The sequence below is a fragment of the Agromyces larvae genome, from assembly GCF_022811705.1.
Lineage (GTDB): Bacteria > Actinomycetota > Actinomycetes > Actinomycetales > Microbacteriaceae > Agromyces > Agromyces larvae.
Genome location: NZ_CP094528.1, coordinates 1,761,688 through 1,775,285 on the forward strand (window position 1 = coordinate 1,761,688; position 13,598 = coordinate 1,775,285).

Annotated in this window: 14 protein-coding genes; 4 read left to right on the top strand and 10 right to left on the bottom strand. The window is 72.6% G+C overall.

Annotated features, from left to right (window positions below):
* Nucleotides 1-21 precede the first annotated feature (21 nt).
* The 6 genes from MTO99_RS08380 to MTO99_RS08405 are packed head-to-tail and all read right to left on the bottom strand — an operon-like array spanning nucleotide 22 to nucleotide 5,867.
* Complete coding sequence (locus MTO99_RS08380) at nucleotides 22-957, bottom strand: SMP-30/gluconolactonase/LRE family protein (RefSeq protein WP_243558358.1); 936 nt, start codon at nucleotides 955-957, stop codon at nucleotides 22-24.
* On the bottom strand, nucleotides 954-1,766 hold the full coding sequence (locus MTO99_RS08385) for an HpcH/HpaI aldolase family protein (RefSeq protein WP_243558359.1): 813 nt from the start codon (nucleotides 1,764-1,766) through the stop codon (nucleotides 954-956). Before MTO99_RS08385 ends, MTO99_RS08380 begins: the two co-directional genes overlap by 4 nt.
* A gap of 24 nt (nucleotides 1,767-1,790) precedes the next feature.
* A complete protein-coding gene (locus MTO99_RS08390; protein WP_243558360.1) occupies nucleotides 1,791-2,558 on the bottom strand; it encodes an SDR family NAD(P)-dependent oxidoreductase in 768 nt (255 codons plus the stop codon).
* Nucleotides 2,555-3,574, bottom strand: a complete 1,020-nt coding sequence (locus MTO99_RS08395) for a Gfo/Idh/MocA family oxidoreductase (protein ID WP_243558362.1) — start codon at nucleotides 3,572-3,574, stop codon at nucleotides 2,555-2,557. Before MTO99_RS08395 ends, MTO99_RS08390 begins: the two co-directional genes overlap by 4 nt.
* Entirely contained in the window at nucleotides 3,574-4,800 is a 1,227-nt protein-coding gene (locus MTO99_RS08400; RefSeq protein ID WP_243558364.1) for a Gfo/Idh/MocA family protein, read from the bottom strand. The genes MTO99_RS08395 and MTO99_RS08400 overlap by 1 nt, the downstream gene beginning before the upstream one ends.
* Entirely contained in the window at nucleotides 4,797-5,867 is a 1,071-nt protein-coding gene (locus tag MTO99_RS08405; RefSeq protein WP_243558366.1) for a zinc-dependent alcohol dehydrogenase, read from the bottom strand. Before MTO99_RS08405 ends, MTO99_RS08400 begins: the two co-directional genes overlap by 4 nt.
* A gap of 153 nt (nucleotides 5,868-6,020) precedes the next feature.
* Here MTO99_RS08405 and MTO99_RS08410 point away from each other — a divergent pair, with 153 nt between their 5' ends.
* The 4 genes from MTO99_RS08410 to MTO99_RS08425 are packed head-to-tail and all read left to right on the top strand — an operon-like array spanning nucleotide 6,021 to nucleotide 9,186.
* A complete protein-coding gene (locus tag MTO99_RS08410) occupies nucleotides 6,021-6,968 on the top strand; it encodes a sugar phosphate isomerase/epimerase family protein (RefSeq protein ID WP_243558367.1) in 948 nt (315 codons plus the stop codon).
* A gap of 59 nt (nucleotides 6,969-7,027) precedes the next feature.
* Complete coding sequence (locus tag MTO99_RS08415) at nucleotides 7,028-7,756, top strand: orotidine 5'-phosphate decarboxylase / HUMPS family protein (RefSeq protein ID WP_243558368.1); 729 nt, start codon at nucleotides 7,028-7,030, stop codon at nucleotides 7,754-7,756.
* Between the two features lie 13 nt (nucleotides 7,757-7,769).
* On the top strand, nucleotides 7,770-8,159 hold the full coding sequence (locus MTO99_RS08420) for a VOC family protein (protein ID WP_149161432.1): 390 nt from the start codon (nucleotides 7,770-7,772) through the stop codon (nucleotides 8,157-8,159).
* 16 nt (nucleotides 8,160-8,175) lie between these two features.
* Nucleotides 8,176-9,186: a sugar phosphate isomerase/epimerase family protein gene (locus MTO99_RS08425; protein WP_243558370.1), complete on the top strand. Its 1,011-nt coding sequence runs from the start codon at nucleotides 8,176-8,178 to the stop codon at nucleotides 9,184-9,186.
* 21 nt (nucleotides 9,187-9,207) lie between these two features.
* Here the strand turns inward: MTO99_RS08425 and MTO99_RS08430 are convergent, their stop codons facing one another.
* The 4 genes from MTO99_RS08430 to MTO99_RS08445 are packed head-to-tail and all read right to left on the bottom strand — an operon-like array spanning nucleotide 9,208 to nucleotide 13,587.
* Entirely contained in the window at nucleotides 9,208-10,704 is a 1,497-nt protein-coding gene (locus MTO99_RS08430; RefSeq protein WP_243558371.1) for an aldehyde dehydrogenase family protein, read from the bottom strand.
* Entirely contained in the window at nucleotides 10,701-11,825 is a 1,125-nt protein-coding gene (locus tag MTO99_RS08435; protein WP_256461040.1) for a tartrate dehydrogenase, read from the bottom strand. Before MTO99_RS08435 ends, MTO99_RS08430 begins: the two co-directional genes overlap by 4 nt.
* A complete protein-coding gene (locus MTO99_RS08440) occupies nucleotides 11,822-12,637 on the bottom strand; it encodes a DeoR/GlpR family DNA-binding transcription regulator (RefSeq protein ID WP_243558372.1) in 816 nt (271 codons plus the stop codon). The genes MTO99_RS08435 and MTO99_RS08440 overlap by 4 nt, the downstream gene beginning before the upstream one ends.
* On the bottom strand, nucleotides 12,634-13,587 hold the full coding sequence (locus MTO99_RS08445; protein WP_243558373.1) for a hypothetical protein: 954 nt from the start codon (nucleotides 13,585-13,587) through the stop codon (nucleotides 12,634-12,636). Before MTO99_RS08445 ends, MTO99_RS08440 begins: the two co-directional genes overlap by 4 nt.
* Nucleotides 13,588-13,598: the final 11 nt, after the last annotated feature.

A 13,598-nucleotide genomic window follows, 5' to 3' on the forward strand; every position in this document is an offset into this window, starting at 1 on the left:
GGTCGGCTGGATCGACGCCGCTCAGCGCGCGCCGCGGGTGTTGACGTACAGGGCGTAGACCGAGCTGGTCGCGGTCATGAACAGGCGGTTGAGGCTGCGGCCGCCGAACGCGAGGTTCGCGCACCGCTCGGGCAGGTCGATCGCGCCGATGAGGGTGCCGTCGGGTGCGAAGACCCGCACGCCGTCGAGCCCCTCGCCGCCGCTCCAGCCGCACCACAGGTTGCCGTCCTCGTCGAGGCGCAGACCGTCGGGGATGCCGTCGCCGGCATCGACGAACACCCGCTGACCCGACAGACGCCCGGCCTCGAGGTCGACGTCGAACGCGACGATGCGGCGCCGCGGCCGCGACCTCGACTCGACGACGTAGAGGGTGCGTTCGTCGGGCGAGAACGCGAGCCCGTTGGGGTACGCGAGGTCGGCGACGGCGTCGAGCGACCCGTCGGGGGCGACGCGGTAGAGGTGCGTCGGCAGCTCGGATTCGGCCCGGAACCCCTCGTAGTCGCCCAGGATCCCGAACGCCGGGTCGCTGAACCAGACCGCGCCGTCGCTCGACACGACGACGTCGTTGGGCGAGTTCAGCCGATGCCCGTCGTAGCTGTCGGCGAGCACGGTGCGGGTGCCGTCGTACTCGGTCCGCGTGACCCGGCGGGTGCCGTGCTCGCAGGTCACGAGCCGCCCGGCGGTGTCGCGGGTGTTGCCGTTCGAGTAGTCCGACGGCGTGCGGAACACGGTCGTCTCGCCGGTGGCCTCGTCCCAGCGCAGGATCCGGTCGCCCGGCACATCGCTCCAGAAGAGGCTCCGCTGGTCGCCGAACCACACCGGGCCCTCGGCCCAGCGGCAGCCCGTGGCGATGCGCTCGACCTTCGCGAGCCCGAGCACGTAGGGGCGGAACCGCTCGTCGACCACGCGCACGGCGGGGTCGGGAAGTCGCCGGGCCGGGCGCCAGTCGTCGCTCATGGGGTGCTCCTCGATCGGTCGGAGTGCGGCGTGGACTCGAGCGGCGTGAGCTCGAGCGCCGCGAACAACGCGTCGACGCCGAGCTGCACGATCGACGTGTCGCTCGCGACGCCGGCGAACGCGATGCCCTGCCGCACCCGTTCGCGGGCCTCGTCGAGCCGCAGGGTCAGGTACCCGGCCGGCATGCCGAGCTCGGCGAGCCGGGCGAACGCGCCGTCGACGGCGGCCTGCACGTCGGGATGGCCGGCGTCGCCCGGGTGCCCCATCGAGGCCGCGAGGTCGCTCGGGCCGATGAACACGGCGTCGACGCCCGGCACCGCGGCGATCGCGTCGAGGTTCGCCAGCCCCTCGGCGGTCTCGAGCTGCACGATGACGCACAGCTCGGCCGCCGCGGCCCGCAGGTAGCCGCGGTCGCGGCCGTAGCCGGCCGCGCGGGTGATGCCCGAGACGCCGCGGATGCCCTCAGGCGGATACCTCGTGGATGCCACGGCGAGCGCCGCGGCATCCGCCGTGCCGATCGAGGGGAACAGCAGCGTGCGCGCGCCGATGTCGAGCAGCCGCTTGACGAGCACCGGGTCGTTCCAGGTCGGCCGCACGATGGCCTCGGCGTGCGCGGCGTCGAGCACCCGCAGCCGGTCGAGCACGCCGGCCGGATCGGTCGGCGCGTGCTCGGTGTCGATCACGATCCAGTCGAACCCGCGTGCGGCGAGCAGCTCGACGAGCGAAGTGTCGGCCATGGTCGCGAAGATGCCGACCTGCCGCTCGCCGGCCAGCAGCCGTCGCTTGAACTCGTTGACGGGCGGGTTCACCGCATCCCCCTCACAGCGGCCCCCTCACCGCGGCAGCGGCTTCAGGCTCGTGAGGCCGCCGTCGATCGCGAGCACGCTGCCCACGATCGAGGTGGCGTCCGCGTCCGACAGGTAGAGCACCCCGCGCGCGACCTCCTCGGGGCGCACCATGACACCGGTGGGCTGGCGCTCATCGTAGGCGCGACGCTGTGCGCCCGGGTCGGGAGCCGCCTCGATGAGCGCGCCGATGAGGGGTGTGTCCACGGTGCCGGGTGCCACGCAGTTCACGCGGATGCCCTCGTCGACGAGGTCGGCGGCCATCGCGCGCGACATCGCCTCGACGGCGCCCTTCGTGCCGGCGTAGAGCACCCGCCGCTTGAGCCCGGTGCGCACGGTGCACGACCCCATGAGCGTGATGCTCGCGGCCTCCGACCGGCGCAACCACGGCAGCGCGGCGCGCGTGACGCGCACCATTCCCAGCACGTTGACGTCGTACACCCGTGTCCAGTCGGCGAGCTCGCCGTCGGTCACGGTCGCCGGGTAGCTCACGCCCGCGTTGCTCACGAGCACGTCGATGCGGCCGTGGCGCGCGCCGAAGGCGGCAACGGATGCCTCGATGCCGGCGTCGTCCGTGACATCCGCCTCGATCGGCTCGGCGCCGGCGGGCACGTCGGCGACGGCGCGGTCGAGCGCGCCGACGATCGCCCCGGTCTCGAGGAATGCCGTCGCGATCGCCCGGCCGATGCCCGCGCCCGCCCCCGTGACGAGCACGACCCGGCCGGCGTTGCGCGGCACCATCGCTCCGTCGCTCATGCGCGCGCCTGCAGCGCCTCGATGATGCGGATCGGCTCGATGGCATCGCGCGGGTCGACGGGCATCGCCCCGCCGGTCTCGAGCGCGGCGGCGACGCCGCGGTAGAACTCGCGGTACCCGCCGCGCTCGGTCGGCACGGGCGAGGTCTCACCGTCGCGTCCCAGGCGGCCGTCGGCGTCGGGCGGCGTCACGCCGTAGCCGTCGTCGAGCGGGCTCATGCCGCCGGCGAGCTGCGCCTCCTGCGGGTCGAGCCCCCACTTCGTGTAGGCCGAGTCGCTGCCGAGCACCCGGAACCGGAACCCGCGCTGCGCGACGAGGCTCGCCATCGCGAGGTGGCTGCGCACACCGGAGGCGTGGGTAAGCGCGATGAAGGCGTCGTCGTCGTTCACGCCGCCGTCGCGGCGCACGTCGAGCTCGCCGTAGACGTCGGCGATGGGACCGAACAGCCGGATCGCCTGGTCGATCAGGTGCGAGCCGAGGTCGTAGGCGACCCCGCCGCCCTCGGCGCCCGGGGTGCCCGACTTCCATTCGGGCCGCGGCCGCGAACTGATCCACTCGAAGCGCGATTCGAAGCGCCACACGTCGCCGAGCTCGCCGGTCTCGACGAGCCGGCGCACGGTGAGGAAGTCGCCGTCCCAGCGCCGGTTCTGGAACACGGTCAGCGGCACGCCGCGCGACTCGGCCGTGGACACCAGCTGCTCGGCGTCGTCGGCGCGCACCGCGAGCGGCTTGTCGACGACGGTCGCGAACCCGGCCTCGATGAAGCGCGTGGCGAGCTCGAGGTGCCTGGGCGTGGGGGCCGCGACGACCACGAGGTCGAGGTCGTCGCGCGACAGCAGCTCCGAGGCATCCGGAACGATCTCGGCGCCCGGATGCCTGCGTGAGGCGTCCGCCGCCCGCTCGGGATCGCTCGTGACGATCGCCGCGAGCTCGAGCGCCGGCTCGGCCGCGATCAGCGGGCCGTGGAAGACGCGGCCGGCGAGCCCGAACCCGATGAGTCCCACCCGGCGAGCCATCAGTGCACCGCCTCGACGGCATCGGCCGGCGACCGATCGAGCGCGATGCGCGCGCCGATCTCCCCGCCGACGGGAATGCCGCGCGGCCCGGTCCAGGCCGCGATGATGCGCTGGCAGTCGACGATGTCGGCCCGCCCGCCCGCGAGGCCGCTGCGCGGCTCGGCGCCGTCGCGCACCATCGCCGCGAACGCCTCGAGCTGCGTCTCGAACGCCTCGGTGACGCTGCGGCGGATCACCCGGCGCTCGGCGCCGTCGTCGAGGGTCGAGACCGTCAGCTCGGTGGGCGCGTGCAGCAGGTAGGGCGAGGGGAAGACCAGCTCGAGCACGCCCGCGCCGTGGATGACGCGCACCGTCTCGCGGTACGCCGGGAAGTCGGGCAGGTAGTGCCACGCCAGCCGGAACCGCCCGCCGTTCTCGAGGATGCCCGACGCCGCGACCTGCGGCGGCACCTCGCCCATCGAGCGCCGGTCGCGCGAGATGTCGCGCACCTGCGAAGCCGACGACTGCCGCCACACGTCGGCGTGCTCGACGGCCACGGGGATCGTGCCGAGGCTGCGCATCACCGAGAGGTCGTGCGCGAGGCTGCCGACCAGGGGCACCCGGTAGGTGCGCCAGACGTCGAGGTCGGCCTCGCCGACCGCGATGCGACGCAGGCGGTCGTCCTCGGCCTCCTGCGCGGCCACGACCTCGGCGGGCGGCGGCGAGGACGGGGTGACGATGCGGGCGATCGCGAGCTGGGGTGCGCTCGGCGGATGCAGCACGGTCACCTCGACGCTGCGCACGTCGTCGAGCTGCGCCACCAGCTCGGATGCCGCGATGACCGCCGGGTCGTACTGCTTCATGTAGCCCAGCAGGATCGCCGGCCGGCCGGCCGGCTCGGCCGCGAGCAGCGCGTCGACCTCGGCGACGGTGTAGGCGAGCGGCTTCTCGCAGAACACCGGCAGCCCGGCCCGCCAGGCCTGCAGCACGGGCTCGGCGTGCGAGCCGCGCGAGAGGATCATGACCGCGTCGAGGCCGCCGGCAGCGAGCATGTCCTCGTAGGCGGTGAACCGGCGCGCCGGGGCGATGCCGAACCGGTCGCCCATCGCGTTGACGAGTTCGGCCGAGAGGTCGCAGATCGCCGCGATCTCGAAGAGGTCGGGCCGCCGCGCGAGCAGCGGCAGGTGCACGGCCTGCGCGACCGCGCCGACGCCGAGCACGCCCACTCGCACGCGGTCGCCGCTCATCGGTCGGCCTCGCTCTCGAGGCCGAACGGCATGCGCAGCACCGACTTGATGTGCTCGCCGCGCTGCATGGCGCCGAACGCCGTCTCCCACTCCTCGACGGGGTAGGCGCCGCCGATGATCGATTCGGGGTGCAGTCGCCCCGCGGCGAAGAGACGCAGCACGGCCTCCCACGTCGACCAGGTGTGCGAGTAGCAGCCGTACAGCGTCGCGGCCTTCTTGACGAGCGGGTCGAGCGTGAAGCCGAGCGGCTGCGGGCCCCAGCCGACCTTGGCGATCTCGCCGCCGGGGCGCACGAGTTGCATGCTCTGCTGCAGCGCGGCGCTCACCCCGGTCGCGTCGACGACGACGTCGGCCCCCAGGCCGTCGTGCAGGCGGCCGATGAGCTCGGCCGGGTCCTCGCTCGTGATGTCGACGACGTGGTCGGCGCCGAGCTCGCTCGCCCGAGCGAGGCGGTGCGCGTCGACCGAGGTGCCGAGCACCGCGGTCGTGCCCGCTCCTGCGAGCACCGCCAGCTGCAGCGCGTTGATGCCGATCGCGCCGGCGCCCTGGATCACGACGAGCGCGCCGGGCTTGACGCCGACCCGCTCGATGAGCGCGTTGTACGCCACGGCGTAGGGCTCGGTCATCGCGGCGGCGGCGAAGCTCACGCCGTCGGGGATGCGGTGCAGCACCCGGGGCTCGGCGACGACGTATTCGGCCATCGCCCCGTCGCGCTTGAGCCCGTAGCCCTCGCGGAACGGGCAGAGGTTGTATCGGCCGGCGCGGCAGAGCGCGCACACGCCGCAGATGCTCGCGGCGGTCTCGCACACGACGCGGTCGCCGACGACCCAGCCCTCGACATCGGGGCCGACCGCGGCGATGACGCCGGCCGACTCGTGACCGAGCGTGACCGGCAGGATGCCGACCGAGCTCTTCGACTGGGAGTCGTGCCACATGTGGATGTCGGATCCGCACACCCCGACGGTGTGCACGCGCACGAGCACCTCGCTCGGCCCCGCCTCGGGAGCGGCGACGTCGCGCACCTCGAGCGCGCCGTCCTCGTTCGCGTACTTGACCAGTGCCCTCACCTGGGATCCTTCCACTCTGAAGAAAGTCGTGCTGCACGATGCACTGCCGCACCTGCGGCGCCCGCACCAAGGAAGTTACATTCTAATCAAAGTTTGTCACTTTGCGCTCATTCTTGTAGCGTGAGGTCAGCCGCTCGCCGACGAGGAGGAACCGTGCGCATCGCAGCATTTCCGAAGGGGTACCTCGAGGCTATGGTGCTGCGGCGCACGAAGTCCGTCTACGAGTGGATCGACGAGGCACGGGCGCTCGGCGTCGACGGCCTCGAACTGCACTCGGGCTTCCTCTGGTCGACCGAGCCCGGCGAGATCGCGCGCCTCGACGACGCGATCCGCGCCGCGAGCTTCGAGATGCCGATGATGTGCGCCTCGCCCGACTTCACCCATCCCGACGCGGACGAGCGCGCTCGCGAGCACGACCGGCAAGCCGAGCTCATGCGCATCACCGCCGAGCTCGGCGGTCCGGGTGCCACCTGCCGTGTGCTGAGCGGCCAGGCCCACCCCGGCGTCGCGGTCGACGACGGCGTCGCGTGGGCGGTCGAGGCGATCACGTCGCTCCTGCCGCTCGCCGCCGAGCTCGGCATCCTGCTCGCCATCGAGAACCACTACAAGGCCAGCACCTGGCAGTACCCCGAGTTCGCGCAGCGGCCCGAGGTGTTCCGCCGCATCGTCGACGCCATCGACGACCGGGTGCACTTCGGCGTGCAGTTCGACCCGTCGAACGCGATCACGGCCGGCGTCGACTCCGCCGACTTCCTCGCGAGCGTGGTCGACCGGGTCGTCACGATGCAGGCGTCCGACCGATTCCTCGAGGCCGGTACGACGCTCGACGATCTGCGCCTGGCCGACGGCACCATCGGCTACTCCCCCGCGCTCGCACACGGGGTCATCGGGCAGGGCCTCAACGACTACGACCGCATCTTCACCACGCTCACAGGCGCCGGCTACGACGGCTGGATCTCGATCGAGGACGGCGTCAACGGCTTCGACGAGCTCGCGGCCTCGGCCGAATTCCTCATCGAGGCGCGCGACCGCTGGTTCGGCGGCTCGCACGACGTGCGGGTCGCCTCGCTCGAGGCGGCTCGGGCGGCAGCGGTCGGATGACCCGGGCCCGGGACATCCGCATCACCGACGCTCCACCCCAGACGAAGGGAACCATCCGCATGGCACGCCGCATCCGGGGCCTGCAGCGATCCGACCTCGAGTTCGGCATCGTGCAGGTCTCGCTCGACCTGAAGCACCTCGACGACGCGCTGCGCATGGCCGCGATCGCGATGGAGGCCGGAGCCGACTGGCTCGAGATCGGCACGCCGCTCGCGATGGCCGAGGGCGCCCACGCGGTGCGGAGGCTCCGCGCCGAGTACCCCGACACGCCGCTCGTCGCCGACCTGAAGATCATGGACGGCGGGTACGGCGAGGCGCGCATGTACGCCGAGGCCGGCGCCGACGCCGTCGTCGTGATGTCGCGCGCCCACGACGCGACGATCCAGCGGGTGTGCGAGGCGGGCGCCGACTTCGACGTGCTCGTCATGGGCGACGACATCGCCGCACCGGACCGGGTCGCCGAGGCGCGCCGGCTCGAGGCGCTCGGCGTCGGCATGGTGCTGCACCACATCGGGCACGACCACCGGGGCATGCACCCCGAGCTGCGGCTCTCGCCGCTCACCGACCTGCCCGCCATCGTCGCCGCCACGACCGTGCCGGTGCAGGCGGTCGGCGGCCTCAGCATCGACCAGGCGGTCAGCTGCCCGACGATCGGCGCGGGCGTCGTCGTCTTCGGGGCGCCCCTCGCGATCAGCGACGAGGTCGGCTTCACGATCAACGAGGGCGACATGCCGAAGATCCTCGCCGACGCGATCGCGCGCGTGCACGAGACGCCGGTGGCACGATGACGGCGGTGGCCTCGTGAGCTTCGTCCGCCTCCACCACTCGGCGTTCGCCCACCCGGTCGGCGCCGAAGACGCCGCGCGCGCGTTCTACGTCGGCGTGCTGGGTCTCGTCGAGGTGCCCAAGCCCGAGACCATGGACCGCAGCCGCGGCGCCTGGTTCCGCTCCGAGCCCGATGCGGTCGGCGGGTCGTCGGGCATCGAGATCCACGCCATCCCCGATCCCGAGTTCGCACCGAACGCCGAGAGCCACCCCGCGATCCTCGTCGACGACCTCGACGCGCTCGCGGCGCGGTTCGCCGAGCACGGCATCGCGGTCGAGCCCGACGACCGGTTCCCCGGCCACCGCCGATTCCACGCCCGCGATCCGTTCGGCAACCGACTCGAGTTCCTGGAGGCACTGCGATGAATCTGGAGACGCACCGATGAAGCGCCCCGTCACCCTCTTCACCGCCCAGTGGGCGGATCTGCCCTTCGAGGAGGTCGTGCGGCTGGCCGCCGACTGGGGCTTCGACGGCCTCGAGATCGCCTGCAAGACCCAGCACCTCGATGTCGACCGCGCGCTCGACGACGACGCGTACCTGCAGGGCCGCCTCGACCTGCTCGAGCGGCACGGCCTGAAGGTGTGGGCGCTGTCGAACCACGCGCAGGGCCAGGTGGTGTGCGACGACCCGCTCGACTTCCGTCACGAGGCGATCGTGGGCCCGCGCACCTGGGGCGACGGCGACCCCGAGGGCGTGCGGGCGCGGGCGTCCGAGCAGCTGAAGAAGACCGCACGGCTCGCCCGGCGCATGGGCGTCGACGTGGTGACCGGCTTCACCGGCTCGAAGATCTGGCGCTACATCGCGATGTACCCGCCCGTGCCGCAGACCGTCATCGACGACGGCTATGAGGACTTCGCCCGCCGCTGGAACCCGATCATGGACGTGTTCGACGCCGAGGGCGTGCGCTTCGCGCTCGAGGTGCATCCGTCCGAGATCGCGTACGACTCCTACACCACCCGGCGCGCGCTCGACGCGATCGACCACCGCGAGGCGTTCGGCCTCAACTGGGACCCGAGCCACATGCTCTGGCAGGACATCGACCCCGCGAACTTCATCGTCGACTTCGCCGATCGCATCTACCACGTCGACTGCAAGGACACCCGCATCCGGGCGCGCGACGGGCGGGTCGGGCGACTCGGCTCGCACCTGCCCTGGGACAGCCCCCGGCGCGGCTGGACCTTCGTGTCAGCCGGCCACGGCGACGTGCCCTTCGAAGACGCGTTCCGCGCGCTCGACGCGATCGGCTACGACGGCCCGATCTCGATCGAGTGGGAGGACGCCGGGATGAGCCGCTACGAGGGCGCGCCCGCCGCGCTCGCGCACGTGCGATCGCTGCTGTGGGATCGCCCGCAGGCCGCCTTCGACTCGGTCTTCGCGCAGCGCGACGAGTAGGCCGAGCGGAGTCCGTGAGCCTTACGGCTTCAGCACCACGAGCTTCTCGCGCACCAGCTCGTGGATCGCATACCGCACGCCCTCGGTGCCCTGCCCCGAGCCCTTCACGCCGCCGTACGGCATGTGGTCGGCGCGGTATGACGGCGGCAGGTTGACGAGCACGCTGCCCGCCTCGGCCCGCTCGGCGAACGCCATCGCCTCGCCGAGGTTCGACGTATGGATCGCGGTGTTGAGCGCATAGTCGGAGTCGTTGACCGCGGCGATCGCCGCGTCGAGGTCGTCGATCACGATGACGCTCGCGACGGGGCCGAACGCCTCTTCGCAGACGATCGGATCGCTCGCGGGCACGTCGGCCAGCAGTGTCGGCTGCAGCACGCCGCCCTCGAGCGACCCGCCGGCGAGCACGCGGCCGCCGGCCGCGACCGACGCGGCGATCGTCGCGGCGAGCCGCTCGGCGGCGGAGTCGGTGATGAGCGGCCCGACCACGGTCGACTCCTCGCGGGGGTCGCCGACGGGCGTCGCGCCGAAGCGCTCGGCGAGCGCCGCGGTGAAGCGCTCGGCGATGCCGGGCGTCACGTAGATGCGCTGCAGCGACACGCACGCCTGGCCCGAGTTCGCGAGCGCCGCGGTCGCCGCATCGGCGGCGGCCCGGTCGACGTCGGCGCTGTCGGTCACCACGAGCGCGGTGTTCGAGCCGAGCTCGAGCACGTGCAGCTTCGCGGGCGAGCGGCGCTTGAGGTCCCAGCCGACGGCGCTCGACCCGGTGAAGGTGACGACCGCGACCCGTGGATCGGCGAGCCACGGGTCGACGACCCGCGCCGGCGCGCCCGTGACGAGGTTGAGCCGTCCCGCTGGAAGCCCTGCGGCCTCGAACGCCTCGGCCAGCAGGCCGGCGACGACGACCGCTTTGTCCGACGGCTTCAGCACCACGGAGCATCCGGCCGCGATCGCCGGCGCCACCTTGTGCAGCACCAGGTTGAGCGGGAAGTTGAACGGCGTGATCGCCGCGACGACACCCCGCGGCTCGGGAACGGTGAACGCCATGGTGCCGGCGCCCGACGCGATCGCGTCGAGGCGCACGGTCTCGCCCGGCAGCCGCTTGGCCTCTTCGGCGGCCCAGGTCAGCGTCTCGACGCCGCGCCCGACCTCGCCGCGGGCGGCGGTGATCGGCTTGCCCGTCTCGGCCGTGATGGCCCGGGCGAACTCCTCGGCGCGCGCGGCGATCTCCGCCGCGGCCGCCGCGAGCACGCGCGACCGGTCGGGGATCGGGAACGCCGTCAGCAGCGCCCGAGCGGCCGCATCGACGGCCGCGGTCGCGAGCGAGGGATCGCCCTCGGAGACGATCGCGATCGGCTCGCCCGTCCAGCGGTCGCGCACCTCGCGGCTGCCCTGCCCGTCGACCCAGTCGCCGTCGATGAAGAGGGACTGACGGCGAAGCGGATGCCCCGCGCCATCGATCGGCCCCGCGAGGTCCACGCGCTCCGCGGCATCCGATCGCACCTGCGGCTCGGCGCTCACGAGGCCACCTCCGCGACGTCCGCACCCACGGCGTCGGCGCCCGGGTCGGCGCCGACGTACCGGTCGGCGAGCCCGCCGACCGCGGCGACGACCGCGGAGGTGAACTGCTCGGTCGAGGCGGTGCCGCCCAGGTCGCGCGTGCGCACGCCCTCGGCGAGCACGTGCTCGAACGCGGCGGTGAGGTGGGCGGCGGCGGGGCGGTGGCCGAGCGCGTCGAGCATCATCGCGCCGCTCCAGATCTGGCCGATCGGGTTCGCGATGCCCTGCCCCGCGATGTCGGGCGCCGACCCGTGCACGGGCTCGAACATCGACGGGTGCCGTCGCTCGGGGTTCAGGTTCGCGCTCGGGGCCGAGCCGATCGACCCGGTCACCGCGCCCGCGAGGTCGGAGAGGATGTCGCCGAAGAGGTTCGACGCGACGATCACGTCGTAGCGCTCGGGATGCAGCACGAGCGAGGCCGCGAGCGCGTCGATGAGCTCGCTGCGCAGCTCGACCGACGGGTAGTCCGTCAGCGTGTCACGCACGACCTCATCCCAGAACGGCATGGTGTGCACGATGCCGTTGCTCTTGGTCGCCGAGGTGAGCCGGCCGCCGCGCGAGACCGCCAGTTCCGCGGCGAAGCGTGCGGCCCGCGCGACGCCCTTGCGCGTGAACACGTTCTCTTGGAAGGCCGCCTCCTCGGGCAGTCCGCGGTAGGCGCGCCCGCCGATCTCGGAGTACTCGCCCTCGTTGTTCTCGCGCACGATCATGAGGTCGATCACCTCGTCGGTGCGCACCCGGTTGGTGACGCCGGGCAGTGTCTTCACGGGCCGCAGGTTGATGTACTGCTCGAACGCGCGGCGGATCGGGATGAGCAGCCCCCACAGCGTCTCGACATCGGGGATGTCGGGCACGCCGACGGCGCCGAGGAAGATCGCGTCGTGCTGGGCGAGCACCTCGAGGCCGTCGACGGGCAGCATCCGGCCGTGTCGCCGGTAGAACTCGGAGCCCCAGTCGAGGTGGTGCCAGTCGAGACGCAGTCCATGCACCTCGGCGACCGCATCGACGGCCCGGATGCCGGCCGGCATCACCTCGAGGCCGATGCCGTCGCCGGCGACGACCGCGATGCGCGTCCCGCTCACGAGACCGCCTCGACGGATTCGTTCACGGGCACGACCTCGACCTGCACGCCCTGCTGGCGCAACATGTGCTGCTGCGCGTCGCTGATGCCGTCGTCGACGATGAGCCGGTCGACGACGTCCCAGTCGCAGATGCGCACCATCGCGTGCGCGTCGAACTTGGTCGAGTCGGCGAGCAGGACGACGCGTTCGGAGACATCGATGAGCGCACGCTTGGTGATGGCGTCGAAGCCGTTCGCGCAGAACGCCCCGCGATCGCTCATGCCGCTCGCTGCGAGGAAGAGCGTCTGGATCTGGATGTTCTCGATGCCGGCGAGCGTCGCGGGCCCGTCGAACGACAACGACTCGGGATGCAGCGTGCCGCCGAGGCAGCTCACCTCGACGCCCGGGTTGCCGACGAGGCTCGCGAGGGCGGGGAACGAGTTGGTGATGACCTTGATGTCGCGGTCGGCCGGGAGCAGTTGCGCGAACTGGTTCGCCGTCGTGCCCGCGTCGATCGCGACGACCGAGTGCGACTCGACCATGCCCACCGCCGCCGAGGCGATCGCGTGCTTCGCGGCGGCGTGCGCGATGTCGCGGAACCGGTAATCGCTGCCCGTGAGGTCCTGCTTGCTGAGCGAGCCGACCCCACCGCGGAACCCGCGCACCAGCTCCTGCTCGACGAGCTTCTGCGCGTCGCGACGGATCGTCATCTCCGACACCGAGAAGGCCTTCGACAGCTCGGCGATCGTGCAGTACCCCTGCTCGGCGATGTACTGCAGCAGGCGCTCGCGGCGCTCGGGCGCCGACGTATAGCGGAACCGCTCTTCGTTCACGGCGTTCCCCTCTCTCCGCTGTCCGGTGTACCACCAGCCGGGCGGTTGCCGGTGCCGTCGGCGCCGCGCGCCTCGGACACGATGCGCCCGAGTTCGTCGAGCCGCGCGGTCGAGCGCGTGCGCAGGGCCGCCGACGGGTCGAGTTCGGCGACGGTGTCGCTCCAGATCGCGCGACCGGCGAGGAATCCGCTCGCCCCGCCCGCGACCGATTCGCGGAGGGCGTCGGCGAAGTCGTCCTGCGCGACCCCGTTCGACAGCACGACCCACGGCACGGGCACAGCGGCGGTGAGCCGTTCGGCGTGCTCGCGGACGAGCGATACGTCACCCGGCACGTAGCCGGGGACCTCGGCCTTGTAGATCGTGGTGCCGGAGCCGCCGAGCTCCGCCGCGGCGGCGAGGATCGCCTCGTGTCGCTCGGCATGGTCGGTCCAGTGGTCGCCATCGGACGGGCGCACGATGCCCTCGACGAGGCTCACGACGCCGGACTGCTCGGCGAGTTCGAGGAAGGATGCCACGAGCTCGGCCCGCTCGTCGGCCGAGTCGCGCTCGCGCCAGATGACGAGCAGCTTCAGCGCGTCGGCGCCGACCTGCTCCACGAACTCCGGCGTGACCTCGCGATCGAGCTCGGTGCCCGAGACGGGCAGCCCGGGAGGCTGGATGAGCACATCGACGGCCAGGATCAGCGCGGTGTCGTCGGCGAGCTCGGCCGGGCGCCGGTCGTCGAGCGCGTAGAGGCGGTCGAGCAGGACGGCCGACGCCTTCGGTGAGAGCACGTCGAGCGCGTCGCGCTTGAACCGGCGCAGCGTCTCGTCGTCGACCTCGCGGCCGTGCACGAGCGGGAACATCCGGCGCAGCGACTCGCGCTGGTCGAGCGCGAGCATCGCGAAGCCGCCGTCGGCGAGTGCGAGCCCGGGTGCGGGCGACGCCGGAACGGTGTCGTGCGAGGTCATGGTCGTGGTTC

What these genes read in the sequence shown, in the direction of transcription:
- MTO99_RS08425 (WP_243558370.1), top strand. Translation starts at nt 8,176, where the DNA reads ATGAAGCGCCCCGTCACCCTCTTCACCGCCCAGTGGGCGGATCTGCCC.
- MTO99_RS08445 (WP_243558373.1), bottom strand. Translation starts at nt 13,587, where the DNA reads ATGACCTCGCACGACACCGTTCCGGCGTCGCCCGCACCCGGGCTCGCA.
- MTO99_RS08380 (WP_243558358.1), bottom strand. Translation starts at nt 957, where the DNA reads ATGAGCGACGACTGGCGCCCGGCCCGGCGACTTCCCGACCCCGCCGTG.
- MTO99_RS08415 (WP_243558368.1), top strand. Translation starts at nt 7,028, where the DNA reads ATGGCACGCCGCATCCGGGGCCTGCAGCGATCCGACCTCGAGTTCGGC.
- MTO99_RS08395 (WP_243558362.1), bottom strand. Translation starts at nt 3,574, where the DNA reads ATGGCTCGCCGGGTGGGACTCATCGGGTTCGGGCTCGCCGGCCGCGTC.
- MTO99_RS08390 (WP_243558360.1), bottom strand. Translation starts at nt 2,558, where the DNA reads ATGAGCGACGGAGCGATGGTGCCGCGCAACGCCGGCCGGGTCGTGCTC.
- MTO99_RS08400 (WP_243558364.1), bottom strand. Translation starts at nt 4,800, where the DNA reads ATGAGCGGCGACCGCGTGCGAGTGGGCGTGCTCGGCGTCGGCGCGGTC.